At 38.0% G+C, this 20642-nt stretch carries 26 protein-coding genes; 14 read left to right on the top strand and 12 right to left on the bottom strand.

All coding sequences use genetic code 11. The features are described 5' to 3' along the window. The first annotated feature begins 119 nt into the window (after window positions 1-119). The 5 genes from ACVBAX_RS09175 (at window position 120) to ACVBAX_RS09195 (ending at window position 2714) form a co-directional block, all read left to right on the top strand. The gene (locus ACVBAX_RS09175; RefSeq protein WP_447116757.1) at window positions 120-536 is read left to right on the top strand and encodes an RrF2 family transcriptional regulator; all 417 of its coding nucleotides are present in this window, start codon (window positions 120-122) and stop codon (window positions 534-536) included. A gap of 65 nt (window positions 537-601) precedes the next feature. Further along, on the top strand, window positions 602-901 hold the full coding sequence (locus ACVBAX_RS09180) for an iron-sulfur cluster assembly accessory protein (protein ID WP_430774143.1): 300 nt from the start codon (window positions 602-604) through the stop codon (window positions 899-901). A gap of 51 nt (window positions 902-952) precedes the next feature. Beyond that, window positions 953-1315, top strand: a complete 363-nt coding sequence (locus ACVBAX_RS09185) for an IDEAL domain-containing protein (protein ID WP_430774144.1) — start codon at window positions 953-955, stop codon at window positions 1313-1315. A gap of 16 nt (window positions 1316-1331) precedes the next feature. Then, the gene (trxA, locus tag ACVBAX_RS09190) at window positions 1332-1646 is read left to right on the top strand and encodes a thioredoxin (RefSeq protein WP_447116758.1); all 315 of its coding nucleotides are present in this window, start codon (window positions 1332-1334) and stop codon (window positions 1644-1646) included. 36 nt (window positions 1647-1682) lie between these two features. Continuing rightward, window positions 1683-2714 (top strand): NADH:flavin oxidoreductase/NADH oxidase, encoded by a 1032-nt coding sequence (locus tag ACVBAX_RS09195; RefSeq protein ID WP_447116759.1) that lies wholly within the window; start codon window positions 1683-1685, stop codon window positions 2712-2714. A 130-nt stretch (window positions 2715-2844) separates the two neighbouring features. Here the strand turns inward: ACVBAX_RS09195 and ACVBAX_RS09200 are convergent, their stop codons facing one another. The 3 genes from ACVBAX_RS09200 to ACVBAX_RS09210 form a co-directional block, all read right to left on the bottom strand. After that, entirely contained in the window at window positions 2845-3282 is a 438-nt protein-coding gene (locus tag ACVBAX_RS09200) for a GNAT family N-acetyltransferase (RefSeq protein ID WP_447116760.1), read from the bottom strand. A 174-nt stretch (window positions 3283-3456) separates the two neighbouring features. After that, entirely contained in the window at window positions 3457-4776 is a 1320-nt protein-coding gene (locus ACVBAX_RS09205; RefSeq protein WP_447116761.1) for a prolyl oligopeptidase family serine peptidase, read from the bottom strand. Window positions 4777-5031: 255 nt separating this feature from the next. After that, on the bottom strand, window positions 5032-5556 hold the full coding sequence (locus ACVBAX_RS09210; protein ID WP_447116762.1) for a DinB family protein: 525 nt from the start codon (window positions 5554-5556) through the stop codon (window positions 5032-5034). Window positions 5557-5648: 92 nt separating this feature from the next. On the opposite strand from ACVBAX_RS09210, the gene ACVBAX_RS09215 reads away from it, so the two are divergent. The 5 genes from ACVBAX_RS09215 to ACVBAX_RS09235 all read left to right on the top strand — a co-directional run bounded on the left by ACVBAX_RS09215 (window position 5649) and on the right by ACVBAX_RS09235 (window position 9625). Further along, complete coding sequence (locus ACVBAX_RS09215) at window positions 5649-6398, top strand: GNAT family N-acetyltransferase (protein ID WP_447116953.1); 750 nt, start codon at window positions 5649-5651, stop codon at window positions 6396-6398. Window positions 6399-6695: 297 nt separating this feature from the next. Continuing rightward, the gene (locus tag ACVBAX_RS09220) at window positions 6696-7415 is read left to right on the top strand and encodes a CAP domain-containing protein (protein WP_447116954.1); all 720 of its coding nucleotides are present in this window, start codon (window positions 6696-6698) and stop codon (window positions 7413-7415) included. A 139-nt stretch (window positions 7416-7554) separates the two neighbouring features. Continuing rightward, complete coding sequence (locus tag ACVBAX_RS09225; protein ID WP_447116763.1) at window positions 7555-7980, top strand: hypothetical protein; 426 nt, start codon at window positions 7555-7557, stop codon at window positions 7978-7980. 151 nt (window positions 7981-8131) lie between these two features. Then, window positions 8132-9043: a ParA family protein gene (locus tag ACVBAX_RS09230; RefSeq protein ID WP_447116764.1), complete on the top strand. Its 912-nt coding sequence runs from the start codon at window positions 8132-8134 to the stop codon at window positions 9041-9043. 9 nt (window positions 9044-9052) lie between these two features. Next, the gene (locus ACVBAX_RS09235; RefSeq protein ID WP_447116765.1) at window positions 9053-9625 is read left to right on the top strand and encodes a hypothetical protein; all 573 of its coding nucleotides are present in this window, start codon (window positions 9053-9055) and stop codon (window positions 9623-9625) included. A 16-nt stretch (window positions 9626-9641) separates the two neighbouring features. Here ACVBAX_RS09235 and ACVBAX_RS09240 read toward each other — a convergent pair whose 3' ends face one another. The 5 genes from ACVBAX_RS09240 to ACVBAX_RS09260 all read right to left on the bottom strand — a co-directional run bounded on the left by ACVBAX_RS09240 (window position 9642) and on the right by ACVBAX_RS09260 (window position 12084). Beyond that, a complete protein-coding gene (locus ACVBAX_RS09240; RefSeq protein WP_447116766.1) occupies window positions 9642-10010 on the bottom strand; it encodes a DMT family transporter in 369 nt (122 codons plus the stop codon). Continuing rightward, window positions 10007-10333, bottom strand: a complete 327-nt coding sequence (locus ACVBAX_RS09245; RefSeq protein WP_447116767.1) for a DMT family transporter — start codon at window positions 10331-10333, stop codon at window positions 10007-10009. The genes ACVBAX_RS09240 and ACVBAX_RS09245 overlap by 4 nt, the downstream gene beginning before the upstream one ends. Before the next feature lie 5 nt (window positions 10334-10338). After that, complete coding sequence (locus ACVBAX_RS09250) at window positions 10339-10887, bottom strand: TetR family transcriptional regulator (protein ID WP_447116768.1); 549 nt, start codon at window positions 10885-10887, stop codon at window positions 10339-10341. Between the two features lie 121 nt (window positions 10888-11008). After that, window positions 11009-11638: a nitroreductase family protein gene (locus tag ACVBAX_RS09255; RefSeq protein WP_430774368.1), complete on the bottom strand. Its 630-nt coding sequence runs from the start codon at window positions 11636-11638 to the stop codon at window positions 11009-11011. 17 nt (window positions 11639-11655) lie between these two features. Beyond that, window positions 11656-12084 (bottom strand): MarR family winged helix-turn-helix transcriptional regulator, encoded by a 429-nt coding sequence (locus tag ACVBAX_RS09260; RefSeq protein WP_447116769.1) that lies wholly within the window; start codon window positions 12082-12084, stop codon window positions 11656-11658. A gap of 635 nt (window positions 12085-12719) precedes the next feature. Here ACVBAX_RS09260 and ACVBAX_RS09265 point away from each other — a divergent pair. The 3 genes from ACVBAX_RS09265 to ACVBAX_RS09275 all read left to right on the top strand — a co-directional run bounded on the left by ACVBAX_RS09265 (window position 12720) and on the right by ACVBAX_RS09275 (window position 16180). Next, window positions 12720-13349 (top strand): hypothetical protein, encoded by a 630-nt coding sequence (locus ACVBAX_RS09265; RefSeq protein WP_447116770.1) that lies wholly within the window; start codon window positions 12720-12722, stop codon window positions 13347-13349. Continuing rightward, window positions 13346-13750, top strand: a complete 405-nt coding sequence (locus ACVBAX_RS09270) for a hypothetical protein (protein WP_447116771.1) — start codon at window positions 13346-13348, stop codon at window positions 13748-13750. Before ACVBAX_RS09265 ends, ACVBAX_RS09270 begins: the two co-directional genes overlap by 4 nt. Window positions 13751-14290: 540 nt before the next feature. Continuing rightward, the gene (locus ACVBAX_RS09275; protein ID WP_447116772.1) at window positions 14291-16180 is read left to right on the top strand and encodes a peptidoglycan D,D-transpeptidase FtsI family protein; all 1890 of its coding nucleotides are present in this window, start codon (window positions 14291-14293) and stop codon (window positions 16178-16180) included. 74 nt (window positions 16181-16254) lie between these two features. Here the strand turns inward: ACVBAX_RS09275 and ACVBAX_RS09280 are convergent, their stop codons facing one another. Further along, window positions 16255-16920, bottom strand: coding sequence for an HAD family hydrolase (locus ACVBAX_RS09280; RefSeq protein ID WP_447116773.1), 666 nt, complete (start codon window positions 16918-16920; stop codon window positions 16255-16257). A 91-nt stretch (window positions 16921-17011) separates the two neighbouring features. Further along, a complete protein-coding gene (locus tag ACVBAX_RS09285; protein ID WP_447116774.1) occupies window positions 17012-17146 on the bottom strand; it encodes a hypothetical protein in 135 nt (44 codons plus the stop codon). Between the two features lie 155 nt (window positions 17147-17301). On the opposite strand from ACVBAX_RS09285, the gene ACVBAX_RS09290 reads away from it, so the two are divergent. Next, window positions 17302-18660, top strand: a complete 1359-nt coding sequence (locus tag ACVBAX_RS09290) for an amino acid permease (RefSeq protein ID WP_447116775.1) — start codon at window positions 17302-17304, stop codon at window positions 18658-18660. Between the two features lie 36 nt (window positions 18661-18696). Here the strand turns inward: ACVBAX_RS09290 and ACVBAX_RS09295 are convergent, their stop codons facing one another. Next, window positions 18697-19815 (bottom strand): CAP domain-containing protein, encoded by a 1119-nt coding sequence (locus ACVBAX_RS09295; protein WP_447116776.1) that lies wholly within the window; start codon window positions 19813-19815, stop codon window positions 18697-18699. A 282-nt stretch (window positions 19816-20097) separates the two neighbouring features. Further along, window positions 20098-20475 (bottom strand): hypothetical protein, encoded by a 378-nt coding sequence (locus ACVBAX_RS09300; protein WP_447116777.1) that lies wholly within the window; start codon window positions 20473-20475, stop codon window positions 20098-20100. Window positions 20476-20642 lie beyond the last annotated feature (167 nt).

Here is a 20642-nt window from a genome sequence, read left to right on the forward strand (position 1 = left end):
AAATTAATTAAAATAAGTGTTTGATATTTTTTCTTCACATAGGTTTTTGCCCTTGACATGTTTTACTGTAACGAATAATATTACAGTAAGATTTAAAACCAATTCGAAGGAGGCAACCCATGAATAGTGATTTCACCCTTGCGATTCACAGTTTAACTCTTCTGGCGTTGCAGCCGGACCGAATGTCAACCAGTGAGTACATCGCGGAGAGTGCAGGAGTACATCCCGTACGTATTCGCAAAGTGCTTAGCTTGTTAAAGAAGAATGGTTTTATCACATCAAAAGAAGGTACAGGTGGCGGATTTATTTTTGCCTTGGACTTGGATCAGGTTAATCTTTGGGATATTTATCAAATCACATCTGAAGGTGCTCTCCAGCCAAAATGTACAGAGTCTAACGGTCAGTGCATAGTAGGAGCGAATATGAAGAGTGTTCTATTCTCCATCTTTATGGGGGCAGAAGAACATCTAGGTGTATATTTAAAAGATTACACAATAAAAGAAGTAGTTGAATTAGTGAAACAAAAAGAAACATAATTAGCACGTTTCTTTTTCGAATAAATGTAATAAAAATCATTACAGATAAAAAAGGAGACCTACCAATGAAAGTGAAAATCAACCGTAATGCGTCAAAGGTATTAAAGAAGATGTTGGAAACTGAAGAGGCACAAGGAAAAATGGTTCGCGTATATGTGACAGAAAATCATGTGAATCACGCACACTTTGACCTTAAGTTGGACACACCAACCGAGCATGATGAAATTGTAAAAACAGACAAAGATATTGAAATTCTATTAGATCGTCGTGAAAGCTTTTTAGATGGCGTATGGATTCAATATTTCTTTTTACCAAAAGAAGAATTTATGATTACGAATCCATCAACAGGATTTCACCAGCATTAATCACTAGGTAAAATGTAAGATAAAACATTACAGTTAAGGTGGTGCAACGTGATGAAACCTTTCCAAGTGGGAGATTGGGTAAGAGGGAAAACAAACTATGGGGAGTTGTTTCATGGTTATATTCATAGCGATGAACCATTCTCACAGAACATGAAAGTCAGAGTCATCAAGAGTGATAATGAAGAGATGGAGGGAAAGGTGATCTCAGCGAATTCTATTAAAATGAGACGCTTAGAAACATCCGCAACCTATTCCAAAGATTCAATCCTTGCATTAATTGATATTGCCCTTTTGATCAAGGACAAAGAATGGTTTATGGAACTTACCTCCTTGTTAACGAAGCCAACCAAACTTGAAGCACAAATGATTAATAAATCACCGTTCAATCTCATAGAAAAAAGGCAGAACATCTAAAGAAAGAGGGATAAACATGAGCATTGTGAAGATTACTGATGATACGTTTAAAAATGAAATCAGCAACGGGTTAGTCCTTGTTGACTTCTGGGCACCTTGGTGTGGACCATGTAAAATGATTGCGCCTGTTCTAGAAGAAATCAACGAAGAAATGGAACACCAAGTAAAAATTGCTAAGCTAAATGTAGATGATAACCAAGCTACAACAGCTGAATTTGGAGTTATGAGTATTCCAACCCTACTTTTATTTAAAGACGGAGAAGTGGTCGAAAAGGTTATAGGATTCCAGCCTAAGGAAAATCTAATAGAGGTAATATCTAAACATCTTTAATAAAAATCGTGCCCTGCACCAAAAAGGAGTTTACTGATGAATCATTTATTCACCCCTTATGAAATCAAAGGATTATCCTTAAAAAACCGTGTTGTTATGCCACCTATGTGCCAATATTCTGTTACGAATAAGGATGGTATTGCTACGGATTGGCACTATGTCCATTATGTAAGCCGCGCCATTGGTGGTGCCAGCCTAATCATTATTGAAATGACAGACGTAGAGCCAGACGGCCGCATTAGTGATTACGATTTAGGATTATGGTCAGACGAACAAATCCCTGCGCTCACACGCATTGTAGAAGCTTGTCATCAGTATGGTGCAAAGGTAGGTATTCAAATTGCCCATGCTGGACGTAAAGCACAGGATGCTTCTGAACCCGTTGCGCCATCTGCTATTCCGTTTGATGATAAATCAAAAACACCAAGAGAACTTTCTACAGAAGAAGTAAAAGAAATGGTAGAAAAGTTCCGTCTAGCCGTTCGTCGTGCGGTTCAGGCGGGAGTTGACGTGATTGAACTTCACGGGGCTCATGGATATTTGATTCATCAATTCACTTCTCCATTCACGAATAAAAGAACTGACGAATATGGTCAAGAGCTAACCAAGTTTGGCCGTGAAGTCATAGAAGCTGCAAAGAGTGAAATGCCAGAAGATATGCCGTTAATCATGCGAATCTCTGCTAGGGAGTATGTGGAAGGTGGATATGGCATTAACGAAAGCATCGAGTTCTCAAGAGTATTCCAGCAAGCGGGCGTAGATATGTTCCACGTAAGTGCTGGTGGAGAAGGACCAATCGCTGCTGCCGGTCAACCTGGCACACATGTCGCGTATCAAGTACCATTAGCAAGAGCCATCAAAGAAGAGCTGAATGTTCCTGTGATTGCTGTGGGCCGATTAGAAGAACCAGCACTTGCTAATTCCGTAATTGGAAATGAAGACGCCGATCTTGTTGCGGTGGGAAGAGGAATGCTAAGAAATCCTTATTGGGCAATCGAAGCAGCAACGGTATTAAAGAAGGAAGTAGCATTGCCGAAGCAGTATGAATTCGGTTTCCCGAGAAATTAACGCTCATATTAGTCCATTTAGCTATTGCTATGTGGGCTTTTTATTTTTACATTTATTTTTGTATGATGTGATAGAGGAGGAGAGATTTGATGACCAATATATATTTTGGAGACACGTTCACTCGTTGATCCTATAAATTTAATTCCATAATGGTTGAGATTTTTTTAAACCCCAGTGATTTATACAAGGATTTAGCTGGATTTCCGGTGAACACATTGAGCTGAATTGTTTGTATTTCTTGCTCATAAAAATTTTGAATTGCTGCTTTCATTAAATTTTTACCTATCCCTGTCTTTCTATAAAAAGGAAATACATATAACTGGTCAATATGTCCGATTGCCTTACCTGTCAACCGATTCCAATCTATGGTTAACAAAATCCAGCCTTTTAGAATCCTATTCTCCTCTTCAATCAAATAATACCCCCCTTTATGAATAACTGGGACAAACATGGTATAAGAATGTTCAATATTATTAGGTAAATACCCCATAGAGCTCTCGTTAAGCACAGTTCCTGAAAGCCTAAGAATATAGTCAGTTTCTATTGCATTTCCTTTTCTTATTGTCATAAGTGCACCTCAAATTAAACATATAATGAATAATATATATTTAAAGAAGTTTAATGGTGCTTGATTAACTCACTAAAAAGTAAGAAATAACTGGGAAAGGATGAGGATAGGAGAATTTCTAATGGTAAAAGAAAAATGCACTCTTTAATATGAATGCATTTTTCTACTAAAATATTATTTCGACTGAGCAGCCATCCATTCCATAATGGTTGTTGTTTTACCATCAATAGTAGTGACTGGTTCGTTGTTGTATACATAGATCCAAGACCAATGTCCAGGGTATTGGTATGGAGTACCATCTGCGTTTTTATATAATCCTGACGTATCGTGAACATCATCAAACAATGATAAATGAACATTGGTCGCACCGGCTTCAAGTAAACGGTTATACGTTGGTATAGTATTTTGTTCAGGTCGAAGAGTGGTGTCGTTTTTCGCGTGTACAAACCAAATTGGAGTTTGTTTCAGAGCCTGAATATCTTCGTCCGTGATTAACGAGTCATTTAAACCTTCACAGACAGGGTAGGCTGCCGCAAAGTATCCTGGATAATCACGAGCCATTAGCATGGTCATATATCCGCCGTTCGAGGCACCACCAATGTAGATGCGATTTGGATCTACATCTTTATGATTGGCCACATAATCTTCAATTAAAGCCATAAGAGCCTCTTGATAGATGGAGGTTCCATCAGCAGATCCTGTAACACCTTGCATCCATCTTGTTGGTGTTTGAGGTACTAATACATGAGCGCCATCAAAGTAGGCTTGAATTTCTTCAGATGCAAATGCAGTAGCTTTATTAGCTGAAAGAGGGATGGTGGTATCTGTTCCACCTTCACCACCACCGTGCAGCCAAATGACTAGTGGATTCTTTTCTTTTCCTTTCGTTTTTTGAGGTTCATAGTTTGCATAAGTTAAAGTCGTATCTTCATGTGTGAAACTCCCTGATGAGAAATCGTCAACTAACTCTCGAGTTCCTCCATCGCTTGAATTTACAACTAATCCTGAAATCTTTCCTGAATTGTATACAATATCCTTCACTTGCGTAATTGTATATTCACTATCAACCCAGTCGTTAAATCGATAATAATTCAGAGCGGATCCTAATGTAACACTTGGTCCTATCTCCATTTCTAATACAACATATTTCCCTCTCACAGCAGGGTTTCCTTTTTCATCGGAAACGAAAGCGTTGGTGACCGTTCGATAGCCTTCCTCTAAAAAGGGATTAGCTAATCTGTCGTCACTTCTTTTTACATGAACGTTAAACGTATCTTTAGTGACCGAATTCTGGGGGATAGGGGTGTTAAGGTTGACGATGACCTTTGTAATAGCGGCGCCCCAGTCTTCAATTTCTGTGACGGTTCGATAAGTGGACGAGTTTGTGTCTAATTGCTTAGCGGCGGATGCATCAATGGTGAATGAAAAAGTCATGGCAGCAGCAAAAGTTACCATCATAGCGGATTTTACACGTTTTTTCATTGTTTTTAACATGTTCTTCTTTTTCCTCCTTTGTGTTAACAAGTATGGGCACAGAAACACTGCATTAGGAAAAAAGATGATCCCTCCTCTATTAGATTATATGTAAGCCCTTACAAATAAAGATTATCATGAAGAGGACGATAGGATAAGGGCTGATGTATAGCAATTTTTTGTGTTTACGAGTAATTTTTTATTATATTCAGAAAATTAAGATAAATATTAAATTAGCAAGAGTCGTATTACCTAATAATGAAGATTAACTGCCAATTACTTTCTTAAAATCCCTAAATATTCCTTCCACGGGCCAACATCGGTTTGGTATCTTTTGGCCATCACACGTACAATTTGTGCGATATGGGTTAGATCATGTACGACCCATGTGGAAATCAACTCTCTTACCTTTACCACACCAAAAGCAGGATGGATGCCAGTTAACTCAAGATGTTCTTCTGGATCAACCAATTCTTTCAGCTTTTTGATATTTTGCTCTCTCAATCTTTTATACTCTATAAACTTTTCCTTCAAACTTTGCTCAGACTTTTGGTCCAAGTGGGCAAAACGGTCAAAAGAGGGAAAGGGTTTGTTTTTACCGTCTTCTAAGATCATTTGTAAACGAGGAATCCAATTTGTTTTTTCTCCCTCAATCAGATGATCAATGACTTCTACGGCATTCCATGTTCCTTCTCCTTCACAACGTTCGAGCCAGCCCTCCGATAAATTAAGAAGGAACGTTTCTAGGATTTGGGGTGTTTTTTCCAATACCTCTATCGCTTCTTCGAGTGTAAAATTCATAACTTTTCTCCTTTCCGAATATACCAGGAATCTGGGAACATTGTATAATTAAAATATATACTTTTACATAGGGAGAGACTTTTATTACAGCAATCACGTTCAAAGATATTCATAAAGTAGGTCATAATATACACGAGACAGAGACATTCACGCATATCCATTATCCAGAAATGCTATCAAGATATAATAGTAATTTTATCGAATACAAAACATGGGTGTCACAAGAAGAGTTCTTGCGTGATATTAAATATTTACGAGAGTTTCATGCCAAAAATGGTCAAAAGCATGTGAAGTTTTATTTTCCAACTGGGGGAGAAATCCCTGACCACATAAAGAGCGTATTAACTGAAAATGAATTTGATGTAGAAAAAATGGAATTATACTCCTTGCAACCAAGCTTGTTTCCTCGTGTAGAAAATCACCCGGATATAAGCATTCAACCAGTAAACAATACGAATGTTGAAGACTTTTTATCCTTACAATACCAGCAGGATATTCAATTTGGAACAAACTTTGCCGAGCAAAAGATTGCATTATATAAGCGATTCTTAGAAGATCCTAAAATCGTCCAGTTGCTGGCTTATTATAAAGGAATCCCAGTGGGTTCTGTACATGTAATTTTATCTGAAGGCACAGTTGAAATCGATGATTTTTCGGTAAAACCTGATTATCAACGAAAAGGGATCGGAAGTAGGCTGCAAAAATACGTCATGGAACATTATTCAGATAAAACGGTTATTTTAGTGGCGGAAGGTAGTGATACGCCCAGAAACATGTATCAAAGACAAAATTACCAATTGATTGACTTTCAATATGGAGCAACGAAAGTGTACAAATCATAAAAACTTCATCTATGACATTATACTGAAATATTTGTTAAAAATGGAACCAAATCAAATAGTTGTCAACCCTAACTTCTAGTATATATGTTGGTAGTTTTTCAAGTATTTGGTAGATTTATAGAAGAGTATTAGATAATATGGAAATCCCTTATGAAATCAAGTATTTGACGAATAAATAAGGAAAATTGTAAGATGATTTTGAATACCTTCCAAATCCTTCCTGAAATATGACGAAAATCGTATGATACGATGAATTTGTCATGAACGACCAATAGATTTTAGGAGGAAGAACACATGATGAAGAAAAAAATCATTCTTACAGTGGCAGCAGCGGCAGCATTAGCCGTAGCAAGTCCAATGGCAGAAAAAGCAAGTGCGGCTGAAAATACAACGAACGTTCAACAGAAGGTTTACGTGTATCAAGGTTCTAATTTAAATGAATTAAATAGTTACTTACAAAAGTATTTTGTTAATCTTGGAATCAAGTTTAATACAAATACAACGACAACGACTGAAACAGAACAGCCAACTCAACCAACAGTTGAGACACAGCAACCTACTACCGAAACAACAACACAACCGGCTCAACAGTCAACATCAACCACCGAACCAACTCAAACTACTCAAACAACAAGCTATTTAAGCGCGTATGAACAAAAAGTAGTTGATCTGACGAACCAAGAGCGTGCGAAAAACGGCTTAGCGGCTTTAAAAGTGGATACAGCTTTGAGCAAAGTGGCTCGTGAAAAGTCATTGGATATGTCAAAGAATGGCTATTTTAGTCATACAAGCCCAACGTACGGTTCACCTTTTGATATGATGAAGCAGTTTGGCGTTTCTTATCAATATGCAGGTGAAAACATTGCGATGGGACAAAGAACTCCAGAAGAAGTGGTACAAGCATGGATGAATAGTGAAGGTCATCGTAAAAATATCTTGAGTGCAAACTTCAACTACATTGGTGTGGGATATGTAGAGTCTAGGAATTATTGGACACAAATGTTTATCGGTAAATAAAAGATGATTTGTCGAGCGTATCTGAATGATACGCTCTTTTTAGTGCACCTTCGTTGACATAAGATAGATTGTCCTAAACATACAATGTAAGAATTGATGGTCATTCAGACGAGTAGTAAATATTTAGGAGGGTGTTAACATGTTAAAGCATGTATGGAAAAGCTATCGAATGATTCAAGAATTGCTCAAAGAATTTCCGGTTAATCATACCCCTATAGAACAACAAATGACCCCTCTGCTGAATGGAGCAAACATAGTATTATACTCAACACTATCAAACTTGCAACAATCCCCCCTGGCAAAAAAACAACTACAATACTCGTTGTCTGCGATTTACCAAAACATCGAAGAGTTAGATCGACTTATGCGTTCATGGGTGCGAGCATCCACTTGGATGGACAGCGCAGACAGCGATGAAATCGAAAGACGCAAACAATTACTGTATCAACTAAATGACCAGCTAAAACAGATGGTCCCTTATATAGAAGATATTTATGGAATCGAGGAATCTCATACTATCGTTCCACCGTTATATCGGAGTAAGAAAGGATTGATGTCTGGGTAATGGTCTTTACCCTCCTGGTGCAGGAATGAAACTCCCCATCAACCTACAATTCTTACTCCACAAGAAAGAATCATTCTCCCCAGGCATATACATAAAACTGTGAGACTACGAACGGACCACAGGAGGCGATGAATTTGGGATAATTTCAATCATGAATTATAAGGGTGGAGTAGGGAAGACAACGGTTACATCAAACCTAGCGGCGGAACTCGCGCATCAGGGGAAGAGAGTGTTACTGATTGATTTAGATCCGCAAGCGAACTTAACCCTTTCGTTTGTAAGTTTTGAAGAGTGGAGGAATTTGGACCAACAGAAACGAACGATCAAGGACTGGTATGATGAATTTTTAGATCACAACACGAACGCTCCGTTGAGAAATTCGATTATCACTCCTTATCAAGTGAACAACCGGCTGCATTCATTTTTTAATCAAGATGGGAAAATAGATCTTATTTGTTCTCACTTAGAATTGATTCATGTGGATATGGAGTTATCAAGTAGACTCGGTGGACCGACGGATCGGGCGATTCGCGGAAATTATTTACGTGTGTTATCGCTTTTAAAAAGGAATCTAGATTCTCTTAGAGAGGAATATGATGTGATCTTAATCGATTGCCCGCCGAATTTTAATATTGTGACGCAGAACGCTATGGTGGCAAGCGATTATTATATAGTTCCTGCGAAAGCAGATTATTTATCAACCCTTGGAATTCATACTCTTATCCGGCATATTCATATTTTAAAAGATAAATATAATCACCATCTTCGCCAAGGGGATGCAAACCTGTTGACGGAAATTTCTCCAGAGATGCTTGGCGTGGTGTTTACGATGATCTCCACCAATGGGAAGAAACCGATTACCATTCAACAAGAATACATGAGGCAAGTGAGAAATGACTTTCATATATTTACATCTTATCTGCGCGAAAATAAAACATTGTACGCGGATGCACCTGAGTCTGGCATTCCAGTGGTGTTCAAGAAGGTCACTAGGCAGCAGGAAGATGTGATTAAAGAGATTCAAAATCTTGCGATAGAAGTACAGCAGCTGGCTAATTTATAGGGGGAGAATATGTCGAAAAAGAATGTTGAAGAAATACTTCAATTGATGTTAGATACCATGAAGCATTTGTCTGATGAGCAGATTGAAAAGCTTAGTACAGGTAAAGCAACCCTCCATTATGTAGAACTATCAACCGAAAGCCATCCTTATGAGCAAATCAGAGAAGACATTCATAAAGCAGAACATTTAAAAGACATTGAACAGATTTTTAAAACTCATACGAAAAAGTCTCTCCTATCCATTTGTAGATACTTTCAAATTTCTACGAAATCAACTGATACAAAAGCGATAATTACGAAGAAAATAGTCGCCAATTTTGGGAATTCAACTGTAAAAGTTCCCGAGGAATCAACGGAGTTCCTAGAAATCCAGCAGCGACTTGAAAAAATGGACACCATTAAGGACGGTAAAACATTTATTAATAACCATGGCACTCTTAAAACCAAAGTAAACTTAATAAAGTTAGCCAAATCACTAAATGTGTACGTCGATCCGAACAATAAGAAGAAAGACATTCAATCAAGAATTGTGGAGTCTGTAGTCGGAGCAAGATTGAGGGGGAAGGGAATAAGAGAAAGATAATAAAGGGCCGGAGCGCTTATCTGTCCAGCCCTATACTTGTATTCATTTGATCTTGAACCTCTTCCACTTCTTTCGAAGAGTTTAACAGTACAACCCCGCCAATAATAAAAACTATTCCCACTAGCATTAGGATCGTAAGAACTTCACCCCAAAATATAACACCAATCAAGGCAGTCAAAGCGGTCCCTACACCAGACCAAATCGCATAAGCCAAACTGAGAGGTATTGTCTTTAATGAAAGGGATAAAAAATAGAATGCTAGACCGTAACCGACCGCAACACCCACTGAAGGGAGCAAAACACTCATCCCATCTGACAGTTTTAGTAAGGAAGTAGCCACTAGTTCAGAAATAATAGAAATGGATAAGAATAAATAACCTTTCATGAATGAGGACCTCCAATATTTAATAGGATTACTCCACCGATAATGAGCAGGATGCCCCATGCTTTTTTCCTATTAAAATGTTCTTTATAAATGAAGACACCAACAAGTGCAGTCAGGGCGGTACCTAAACCGGCCCAAACCGCGTAGGCCACACCGAGTGATAAGGTTTGTAGTGAAAGGGATAAGCAGTAAAAGGCCAATCCATAACCAATCACCAGCCCCAGAGTAGGGAGAAGCTTCTTAAATCCATTTGTCGCTTTAAGCATTGAGCTACCAAACACTTCACAAACGATAGAAACGACCAAAAGAACATACGCATTCATAGTAGTTACTCCTTCTTTTCCGTCATCGCAAATAACTGTTGAAACACTTCATCTTGACGTTCTTTTTCTAATGGAGCAATGTTAAGCATTTTTGAGTAATACAGACCGTCTAAGGCTAAGCGAATAATGGTGGCCGTTACTGGATCGATACCGTCGTTTTCTATTTTTGTTAGAATTGACTGATACCCTTTTGAAATGTCGTTTGCTACATGGGGATCAAGGTAAGATGCGGCGAAAACCCCTACATTTAACTCAGCATTTTGCTCTAAATCCGTTTTGGACGCTTCAATCAAGGCACGAGTCCATTTTCCAGATTTCTGTAAATCTTTTTCCGCAAATTGATCAAAATTCACATATAGCTCCTCAAATACAAATTTTGCTAAACCCTTAATTAAACTTTCTTTATTTGGAAAGTGGTATAACAAACCGCCTTTACTAATACCCGCTTCTTTTGCCACCGCGTCTAACGTGAGGGAATTAAAGTCATGTTCTAGAATGATTTGAATGGCAGTTTGTAAGATCAGCCGGCGCTTTTGATTCGCTTTTGAGTCCATTGTTATTCTCTCCTTGGAAAAAATTCATTACATTTATTGTACCGTCTGGACGGTTTTATTGTCAAAGTAAAGTTTAACAAAAAAAAACCAAACCCATAATAGGTTTGGTGGTGTCAAAAAACTACTTCCAACTAGTAACCGTATCTACCGGTAATCGATAAGAAGGGCGACCTTCGACTGCTGCTTTTCCGATTGAAATAAGCATCACTGGAACATAACGGTCTTTATCTAAACCTAATGCTTCAGCAATCAATTCTCTATCGAAACCACCGATTGGGTTTGTGTCATATCCGTGTGCACGGGCAACAAGCATGATTTGCATCGATACAAGACTAGCATCTATTAATACCAATTCTTTCATTGATTGAGCCGGCATGTTTTTATAAAGAGGAGCGTACATAGCTAGAAGCTTCTCTTTCACATCTTCCGGCATAAACCCTTGTTCTACTTGCTTTCCATAAATTTCTTCCGCATACTCGATACTGTTCATATCACCAAATACGGCAATTACTGCTGCAGAAGTTGTTACTTGAGATGAATTAAATTGAGCAAGCTTTAACATTTGTTCTTTTCCTTCAGGCGTATCCACTACAACAAATCTCCATGGCTGCATATTGATCGAAGATGGAGCAGTAGTTGCTTCTGTTAAAATATCTGTCATTTCCTCGTGGCTGATTTTTACATTAGGGTCATAAGTTTTTACCGAACGACGTCCGTGTAAAATTTCTTTAAAATCCGTATTTTTCATGATGAAATCACTATCCTTTTTTAATATTCTTTTATGTTCTTTTGAATCCGGGTTAGCATGGTTACTATTGAACGTAATTCTGCCTCCGAAAAATCATGAAACATTTGATTGATAAAGCTTAGCTTATCTGATTGGCAGGTCACTATGCGTTCGCGCCCTTCATGGGTTAATTGGACAAATGTTTCTCGATTGTCAGAGGGATTTCTTCGTCTAGTAACCATTCCTTCCGATTCCAACTGTTTCAAATGTCTTGTAATGGCTGCATGATCAATATTAACCAACTTTTGCAAGGAAGACTGTTTGATCTCATCCACCTGATACAATTGATGCAACAATTCATATCTAGATAAGCTAATCTGAGTATTACGCTCAAACTTCGGGCCCATATGATTACTAAGCTCTTTTAGCAAAAACAAAATATGCTCTTGATCGGATATGGAATGAGTCATTTCCAAGCCTCCATTACCAGAATAAATTCATTGAGGTATCAATTATTGACCAGTCAATCATAATATGAACATATTTTGAAATCAAGACATATGCATTTTTTCAGAATATATAAATTTTATTTTATAACAGCATAGGTAAGAAACCAAAGAGCAGGAATAGTGAACGGAATTGTAGAAAAGTTACAAAAGGAGGGGAGTGATATAGCGATTTGTAGTAGGATTATTATTCTTGAATAGGAACAAGGTGGAAAACTGTTTGATTTGTTGGTTTTGAAAAATATCTTCATCATCCATTGCTACCTGTTTTCAAATGGAAGACGGGGTTGTAATAAATTTATATAAAAGATAAATGCCCAGTATCACTGTATACTGGCTTTTTGTATGAATAAAAGAGTAACTCTCCTTGACATTGATAATCATTATCAATTATTATGTAGTTAAGTCAATGGTAATGATAATCATTTTCAATTATAACTATATCCTATAACCGGAGGGTACAAGATCAATGACGATCCTCACGTGTGAATGGTGCGGTTTTATAGAAAAACAAACAGATTTAAGTGACCACATGGAACCTTGTCCATGTTGCGGTTTATTTGAAGATGAGTTAGAAAATTAAAAAGGAGGACTTCTTTATGACCAAACGTCTATTAGAGTCGTTTATTCATAGCCCCTATCATGTAAATGATTCTAGTGTAAAGCCCTGTTGGAGACATGGAGTTCAACTTATGATTAATCAGGTCGTTCAACATTATTTTCAACTGCCTAGAAACATACAAAATTCTATTAGCATTATGAAATTGATTGATACATACCGAAAGAATTTGAACATAGAAGGATTTGAATCTGTCACTCATTACTGTGTCGTAATGGCAAAGATTACCGATCACTTACTTACTTTCCTCTCAAGTGAGGCTAAACAAGTACCACAGCTTTATTTTTACCATCATCAAAAAGGGGTAATAGAGGTAGGGGAATATTCATTTTCCGTAAATATAGAGTTGACGGAATATTCGAGTAAATTATATAGTATGAAGAAATATTTATTAATGGCAGATGATCATTTGATTAAACTTTATCAATTAATGATGTCCGTTTATTCGGTAAATGTTTACGGAAAACTACCTGACAAGGTTATAATAGTAACTTTGTTGGACGGCAAGGAGTATGAATATTATCCGACGATCGAGGATCTCACTCTCGGTCAACAGTATGTGAATGATTTGAAGGAAACTAAACATGAAAGCTGGGAGAGAAGATTATGAAACCAACACCTTATATTGCTGTAAAAACATTTGACCATCAAGTTGACTGCTTCTGCCCAGATGAGGACCATAGCGAGGTAGTCACCATTCACAGGGGCGACATTATCGAAATTACTCCTGAGCGGAAATACACCGTTATCAACGGATGGTATGCATTAGTGATCATCAATCAAGGCTTCTCATTTTACATGGCTGTGGAAGATATAGAATGGTACTTTACAAAAGAACAATTGATTACCTTGTTAGATGTGGATCTTAAGATAAATTATTTTCAATATAAAATCAATCAAGCTCTCGATGAGGGAGACGAAATTTCTTTTATGAATTTCACAGAGAAAATGAACGACTCGAATGAAATGAAGGAAAAATTGCATATGTATCTGCAGAATGTAGCTGTTTAAGTCTCAAAATTGATAGTCCCGCGGTGAAGTTGTGAGAGGCTATTCTAATTATTGGATAATGATGACCGTTATCAAAAGGATTCTCCTTGCTAGTGGTCTTCATACGGTTGATGAAGACCATTTTTTTAAAATAACTGAATTCTAACGGTCTTCATTCACGCTATGAAGACCGTTATCTTAAGATATGATTTAGCTAATGGCCTTCATCATGGGTATGACCACCATTTCATCAAGAATCCCCATCCAAATGACGTTCATTAAGGGTATGAAAATCTTTTCCTCCAAGATTCCGCATGTAAATGAACTTCATCATATAAAAACCAAATGATCCCAAAGCCAGCCACGCAAAACCTTCATTCTCTAGTAAAACTTTCGTCATAATTTGTTCATAATTTCACGATATCATACACGTATGAATGATAAATTGGGGCACGATTCTCGTTTTTAGGAAAGGAGCACTCACAAGCAGTTATGAGGGAGAAGAGGAAAAATAAGATACTCTTTAGTCGGATGAATATTCTTTTTTTTGTGGTCTTTTTATTGTTTTCGACTTTGATTATTCGCCTGGGGGAAATTCAAATTGTTCAAGGAGAGGAATACGCGAAGGAAAGTGAAGAGACGACGACCACTGTTTATTCCTGGACGACTCCTCGCGGAAAGATATATGACCGTGATGGAAATGTTTTGGTGGAAAACGAGGCCATTTTCACATTAACGTACATTAACCCTTCCAACGAGCACAACCAGCAGGAACGACTTGAATTGGCACAAAAGATTGCTGGATTAATTCAAGTAAGTACAGAAAATGTAAAAGAGCGAGACCAAAAAGATTATTGGATTTACACTAGAAAAGAAGAAGCATACGCGAAGGTGACCGCAGAAGAACAAGCGAACCTGGATGATAATGAAGAATATCAACTGATTTTGGAGCGAATTACGGAAGAAGAGTTAGCAACCATCACAGCTGCGGAAATGGAAGTTCTTGCGATTAAAAGAGAAATGGATGTGGATAGTTCTTCAATCAAACGAATTAAGATGGGATTAACGACGGAAGAAATGGCCATCATTAATGAACGTCTTGAAGAACTTCCAGGTTTCGAGGTCAAAGTGGACTCGATCCGAAAATATGTATACGAAAATACGCTTCGTCAGCTTTTTGGCAATGTGGGACAGATTCCAGAAGAAGCAGCCGATACGTATAAAAATAACGGGTACGAATTGAGTGACCTTGTTGGTACAAGCTTTATTGAGCAACAATACGAAACCTGGCTTAGAGGGACCAAGGAAGAACAAACGTATGTTCAAGATAAGACAGGTAACCTGATTGAAGGGGAAGTGACCCCTGGGGAATCTGGAAAGGACTTGGTTCTTACCATTGACTTAGCCCTTCAGCAGGAAGCGGAGAAAATCATAGAGGAAGAGTTGAAAAAAGATAGTGGTGCAAGCGAAGCATATGCGGTCGTAACCAATCCACAAACAGGTGAAATTCTTGCGATTGCTGGAAAAAGTGAAGATAATGGTTCTATAAACGATGAAACATACGGAGCATTATATAATGCCTATGCAATGGGTTCTGCGGTCAAAGGAGCAACCGTGTTAACGGGTTATGAAACAGGAGTAATATCTCCAGGAGATACTTTCCTAGACAGTCCGATTAAAATTGCTGGCACTCCAACGAAGAAGTCATATCAGAATATGGGGATCATTAATGACCTTACCGCTCTCGAGCGATCGTCAAATGTGTATATGTTCCACATCGCCATGAAAATAGGAAACTATGATTATGCGGAGAAAGAAGGATTTCACGATCCTGATGAAGCATATGCAACCATGAGAAAGTTTTTCAACCAATTCGGTTTAGGAGTAAAAACGGAAATTGATCTTCCGAGTGAAGCAACGGGTTATAATGGTGGGGTTCAGCAATTAGGAAACTTAATGGATTTTGCGATTGGACAGTTTGATACGTACACGCCTCTTCAATTAGCACAATACGTTTCTACCATCGCAAATGATGGAAAAAGAGTGCAGCCTCACTTGATGAAGGAGGTACGCGAGCCGGATCATGAAAGTGGTGAGTCAGGTGAAGTGATTGAAGAGTTTGAAACCAATGTGTTAAACACGGTGGATATGGACTTATCTTATATTGAACGCGTACAAGAAGGATTCCGCCGGGTGATGATCGGATCAAAAGGAACCGCAGCGTCCTACTTTAAAGGGGTCACCTATGATCCAGCAGGAAAAACAGGGACGGCTCAGGTGTCAGATGGAAAGGGTGGCTACAACTATAACTTAACATTAGTTGGCTATGCACCCTATGACAATCCCGAAATCGCAATCTCGATCGTTGTACCCAATGCAGAAAATGATAGCAGCGGGATTAATAAATATATCGGAAAGCGAATACTTGATTTTTATTTTGAAAATAAGTGAGCCGGCGTCTAATTGGATGCTGGTTTTTTAAAATAAGCCAGTTTCCCTTCAAAAAGGAACTGGCTTATTGCACGTTATTTGTGTTGCTTTTTTGTTAGATGGTCTAATAAATCGTCAAAAGATAGTTCAGACATGGAAGTAAGTCGGTGAACATGACCTTTAAAGTCCAAGTATTGTGTAACAGGGTTGGGAACGATGACACAATGAAGTCCAGCTCCAACTGCAGCTGTTAGCCCATTTAAAGAATCTTCAAAGCAAAGTGCCTCATTAGGCTCGACTTCTAGCTCCTGAAGGGCCTTTACATACAACTCGGGATCTGGTTTAACTTTTTGAACGTCATCGGAGGTTTTGATCACTTGGAAATAATCTAGAATCTTAAATCTATCAAGGTAATCAACCACCCATTTTCTACTCGAACTTGAGGCAAGTCCAATCTTTAACCCATGTTCTTTCGCAGCTTGAAGATAATCTAACACTCCCTCACGAAGAGCAAATTGATCCTTTCTTTGCTGATAAAGTTCATTTGTTCTAGATTTCACTAATTCCCTATCAATTGGTTGATCGGACATGGCGTTCAGTTCGTCGTACAAGCCACCACCTGTTGTTCCTATGTATTTAGCAAAATTCTCGAGCTTTAAATCACAACCGTAATCTAGCATGACCTCCTTGGTCACGTCATACCAAACGGATTCGGTATCAACAATTAATCCATCAAAATCAAAAATGATTGCTTTATACATAATTACCTCCAGTTTTTGATAATAGGTTATAAAACATTATAACTGTAAAAAGGCCAAAATCCCATAAAGATTTTGGCTTATTCAATTGATTTTATTTGTTTTCTTTACGATCTGGTAGATCAATCGCTTGTTTATGTTTGTTACCTTTATAGGAATGCTTTTCATCCGTACGAGTTTCCCAAATACTATATTTAATGTCATTCGAGCTTTGTTTTTTACTTGTCATCCAAAAAACACCTCCTTATTATAGATTTTTATAAATGGAAAATTCTATACAAGAATAATAATAAAAGAATATTGGCAATTTTCTTTCGTATGGAAAAGTACGGATTGATTGTATATTCTGATAAGATAAACCGTTTTTGAAGGGTGGAATATTTTGTGGGGAAACATCACGAAAGTGAGAAGTTACAGCGCGGGTTAGACAACAGGCACATCCAGCTGATTGCGCTAGGAGGAGCGATTGGAGTTGGCTTATTCTATGGATCGAGTGCAACAATTCAAATGGCTGGTCCTGCGATTCTTCTCTCTTATTTAATCGGAGGAATTGTCATTTTTACGATCATGAGAGCATTAGGGGAAATGGCAGTCGATGAACCGATTTCTGGTAGCTTCAGTTCTTATGCTCATCGTTACTTAGGACCGTTTGCGGGCTACCTTACTGGCTGGACGTATTGGTTTATGTGGGTGGTTGTCGGAATGGCCGAAATCACGGTCATCGGCGTATACGTGAATTATTGGTTTCCAGATATCCCTCAGTGGGTGACGGCTCTAGCTACATTAATTGTCGTAACCCTAATTAATTTAATGAATGTAAAAGCCTTTGGAGAGTTTGAATTTTGGTTAGCACTTATTAAAGTTGTGGCTATTATCGGAATGATTTTAGTTGGCTTAGGGATCATTTTGTTTGGGTTTGGAAATGGTGGACAACCTATGGGTCTAGACAATCTTTGGGCACATGGAGGATTTATGCCAAATGGAATAGAGGGGATTTTATTATCTTTAGTTTTGGTGATGTTCTCTTTTGGCGGAGTTGAGCTAGTAGGGATCACGGCAGGTGAAGCGAAGGATCCACGCAAGTCGATTCCGTCTGCGATTAACAATGTCGTTTGGCGAATTTTAATTTTTTATATTGGTGCTTTAGGAATTATGATGATTTTATATCCTTGGAATGAAGTGGGATCCAATGGAAGTCCGTTTGTTTTGATTTTTGATAAAATCGGAATACCAGGCGCTGCACATATTATCAATTTTGTCGTGTTAACGGCTGCGTTGTCTGCCTTTAATAGTGGCATGTTCAGCACAGGGAGAATGCTTTACAATTTATCGCTACAAAATAATGGCCCTAAATACTTTGGTAAGTTAAACAAACATCAAACCCCAAGACGTGGAATACTATTCTCGGCTTCGTTTTTATTAGTCGCTGTATTTCTTAATTATATTATTCCAGAAAAAGTATTTATGTTTATTTCTTCAGTTGCGACAGTGGCTGTTATTACAAGCTGGACGATTATACTACTTACGCAAATAAAGTTTAGACAATCAAAAACAAAGGAAGAGGTTGGAAAGTTAGCGTTTAAAATGCCTCTTCATCCACTATCGAACTATGTGGCTCTTGTGTTCTTAGCTTTTGTGATTGTGTTAATGGCATTCATGGAGGGCATGAGAGAAGCCTTATATGTAGCCCCTGTATGGTTTCTTATCCTTTACGTAGGATATCGATTAAAAACAAAGAAATAACAACAAAGCGGTCTCTCAATACGGAGACCGCTTCTTTTAGTTAGCGTAATAATTTTGTGTGTAATAAGGCTGTGCTTCCTCATTAAAGGCAACTCCAACACCTAAGTATTCAAAACCAGACTTTATAATATTTTTCCGGTGCCCTAAAGAGTTCATTAATCCTTCATGTGCAAAAATACTGCTGAACTGACCGTACGCAAGATTTTCTCCAGCCAAAGTGTACCTTATTCCGTCTTTTTCCATTCGGTCAAAAGGAGACTCTCCTTGAAGATTCGTATGATCAAAATAGTTGTTAACGGCCATGTCCGTGCTATGCTTCCGTGCCGTTTGCATCACATGTTCATCCCATGAAAGGACCTGTAGCCCATGATTGACCCGAGTCGCATTAACCAAATCAAACATTTGCAACTCAAATCCTTCTTTTAATGCGTCACTTGGCTCTGAATAAATTGCTTTTTTATTGTTTTCAACATTCTCAGTTAATATTTGAATGGCGGTTACCGTATTTTCTTCATGCACATCATAAAAAAAAGTCACGTATGTTTCATCAAGCTCATACATGTCATAATCGCTGTCTTCTTGTAGCTGATAAAAAACTAATCCCTTTTGCAATCGAGTGATTGGCTGCCCTAATGAGTCGCGAACGGTTTGTTTTGGACTATTTAGTTTAATTCCGTTTGTGGAAGAAATCAAATCTTGATTCGTGTACAAACCAATTACTTCTTGCTGGTCATTGTACATGACTTTAACAAAGTTATGGTAATTTTTATGATACGTATGCCATTCCGTTCCATACTCATTCATCTCAGAACGCTTGGGTGCTCCCAGCATATTTTCAATATCTGTCTTCGATTCACCGAGTTCGATATTATATATCGAAAACACTTGATTGGAGGGTGACTCCAGATCGGGAGAAGGGACTTCTTTTTCAGAAGGCACCTGTTCTTCAGCCAGTTCTTCGACTTTTCCCTCAAGAAACCCTATGCTGCCAGCAATACCCGTGTATAAGTCGTTCAAAAGTTCAGATATATCGATATGATCTCCTTGTATGTTAAGTTCCTTAGTTATATCACCTAATCCGAATTCTTTACCGTACGAATTCCATAAATAATTCAAACTAAACAATAAGATAACTAAGAGAAATAGTCGTCTCAAGTTTTCTCCTCACTTTCTACCATAAATCCTATCTATTCCATTATAGCTTCCAATTTCAAGGCCCATACCTATTTCCATTGTAAACGAAGTTTCTTTCCTCGTGTTAGTAAAAGGAACTTGCAGAGAAATGGAAAAATTAGTTGTATTCTAAAATAGAACAATGAAGGAGGGAGTGTATGAGTTTTTCAGATTTACATATAAGAGTTGCGACCATTGAAAAGGGGGCTTTCCTAGTATTTTTACAGTAAGGGTGTAAACCATTTTTTACACCCTATTAATAAATTAGGGTATAAACCCTTCACTATCTCTAGCAATTTCGTCTCTAATAAAACGTTCTCCGCCTGTTGCCTCCACAGCAGCCCCCATGGATTGTAACCAATCCCCATTTATGGCGGTTCTTTGCCCAGAAAGGACGGTTTTATTGTCTTTTGCTAGACTTTGTTGTGTGACGCCAATGGCTTCTATTAATTGTCCAATCACTTGTATCCAGATGCCAGTAACAATATCCTGAGAACCTGGCCTCTGTTCCTCTAACTCATATAGTTTCGTTACTGCTATCGCTTCCGAAAGTAAAGCAAAGAACTGAATCCATAGGCTGGCTTCTACCTGTTTTTCCAATACTAACTTCGTTTGCTCCTGTTGGTCTCCTTTTCCCTGCATTTTTCAGGTCACTCCTTACTCCATACCTTTGTTATGTATATTCATTACATTAAAAAAGGTCCATGAACTATTCGTTGACTTATTCCATAAATTACCTGGCTAAATTGTGAATAATCTTTGATAAAATAGTCATCAAATGCCTTAGGACTAAAGAACTAAAAATAAGA

The organism is Robertmurraya sp. GLU-23 (assembly GCF_052983275.1).

Bases quoted from the DNA above. Each gene is read 5' to 3' on its own strand.
- ACVBAX_RS09175 (WP_447116757.1), top strand. From the start codon at position 120: ATGAATAGTGATTTCACCCTTGCGATTCACAGTTTAACTCTTCTGGCG.
- ACVBAX_RS09180 (WP_430774143.1), top strand. From the start codon at position 602: ATGAAAGTGAAAATCAACCGTAATGCGTCAAAGGTATTAAAGAAGATG.
- ACVBAX_RS09185 (WP_430774144.1), top strand. From the start codon at position 953: ATGAAACCTTTCCAAGTGGGAGATTGGGTAAGAGGGAAAACAAACTAT.
- trxA (WP_447116758.1), top strand. From the start codon at position 1,332: ATGAGCATTGTGAAGATTACTGATGATACGTTTAAAAATGAAATCAGC.
- ACVBAX_RS09195 (WP_447116759.1), top strand. From the start codon at position 1,683: ATGAATCATTTATTCACCCCTTATGAAATCAAAGGATTATCCTTAAAA.
- ACVBAX_RS09200 (WP_447116760.1), bottom strand. From the start codon at position 3,282: ATGACAATAAGAAAAGGAAATGCAATAGAAACTGACTATATTCTTAGG.
- ACVBAX_RS09205 (WP_447116761.1), bottom strand. From the start codon at position 4,776: ATGTTAAAAACAATGAAAAAACGTGTAAAATCCGCTATGATGGTAACT.
- ACVBAX_RS09210 (WP_447116762.1), bottom strand. From the start codon at position 5,556: ATGAATTTTACACTCGAAGAAGCGATAGAGGTATTGGAAAAAACACCC.
- ACVBAX_RS09220 (WP_447116954.1), top strand. From the start codon at position 6,696: ATGAAGAAAAAAATCATTCTTACAGTGGCAGCAGCGGCAGCATTAGCC.
- ACVBAX_RS09225 (WP_447116763.1), top strand. From the start codon at position 7,555: ATGTTAAAGCATGTATGGAAAAGCTATCGAATGATTCAAGAATTGCTC.
- ACVBAX_RS09230 (WP_447116764.1), top strand. From the start codon at position 8,132: ATGAATTATAAGGGTGGAGTAGGGAAGACAACGGTTACATCAAACCTA.
- ACVBAX_RS09235 (WP_447116765.1), top strand. From the start codon at position 9,053: ATGTCGAAAAAGAATGTTGAAGAAATACTTCAATTGATGTTAGATACC.
- ACVBAX_RS09240 (WP_447116766.1), bottom strand. From the start codon at position 10,010: ATGAAAGGTTATTTATTCTTATCCATTTCTATTATTTCTGAACTAGTG.
- ACVBAX_RS09245 (WP_447116767.1), bottom strand. From the start codon at position 10,333: ATGAATGCGTATGTTCTTTTGGTCGTTTCTATCGTTTGTGAAGTGTTT.
- ACVBAX_RS09250 (WP_447116768.1), bottom strand. From the start codon at position 10,887: ATGGACTCAAAAGCGAATCAAAAGCGCCGGCTGATCTTACAAACTGCC.
- ACVBAX_RS09260 (WP_447116769.1), bottom strand. From the start codon at position 12,084: ATGACTCATTCCATATCCGATCAAGAGCATATTTTGTTTTTGCTAAAA.
- ACVBAX_RS09265 (WP_447116770.1), top strand. From the start codon at position 12,720: ATGACCAAACGTCTATTAGAGTCGTTTATTCATAGCCCCTATCATGTA.
- ACVBAX_RS09270 (WP_447116771.1), top strand. From the start codon at position 13,346: ATGAAACCAACACCTTATATTGCTGTAAAAACATTTGACCATCAAGTT.
- ACVBAX_RS09280 (WP_447116773.1), bottom strand. From the start codon at position 16,920: ATGTATAAAGCAATCATTTTTGATTTTGATGGATTAATTGTTGATACC.
- ACVBAX_RS09285 (WP_447116774.1), bottom strand. From the start codon at position 17,146: ATGACAAGTAAAAAACAAAGCTCGAATGACATTAAATATAGTATTTGG.
- ACVBAX_RS09300 (WP_447116777.1), bottom strand. From the start codon at position 20,475: ATGCAGGGAAAAGGAGACCAACAGGAGCAAACGAAGTTAGTATTGGAA.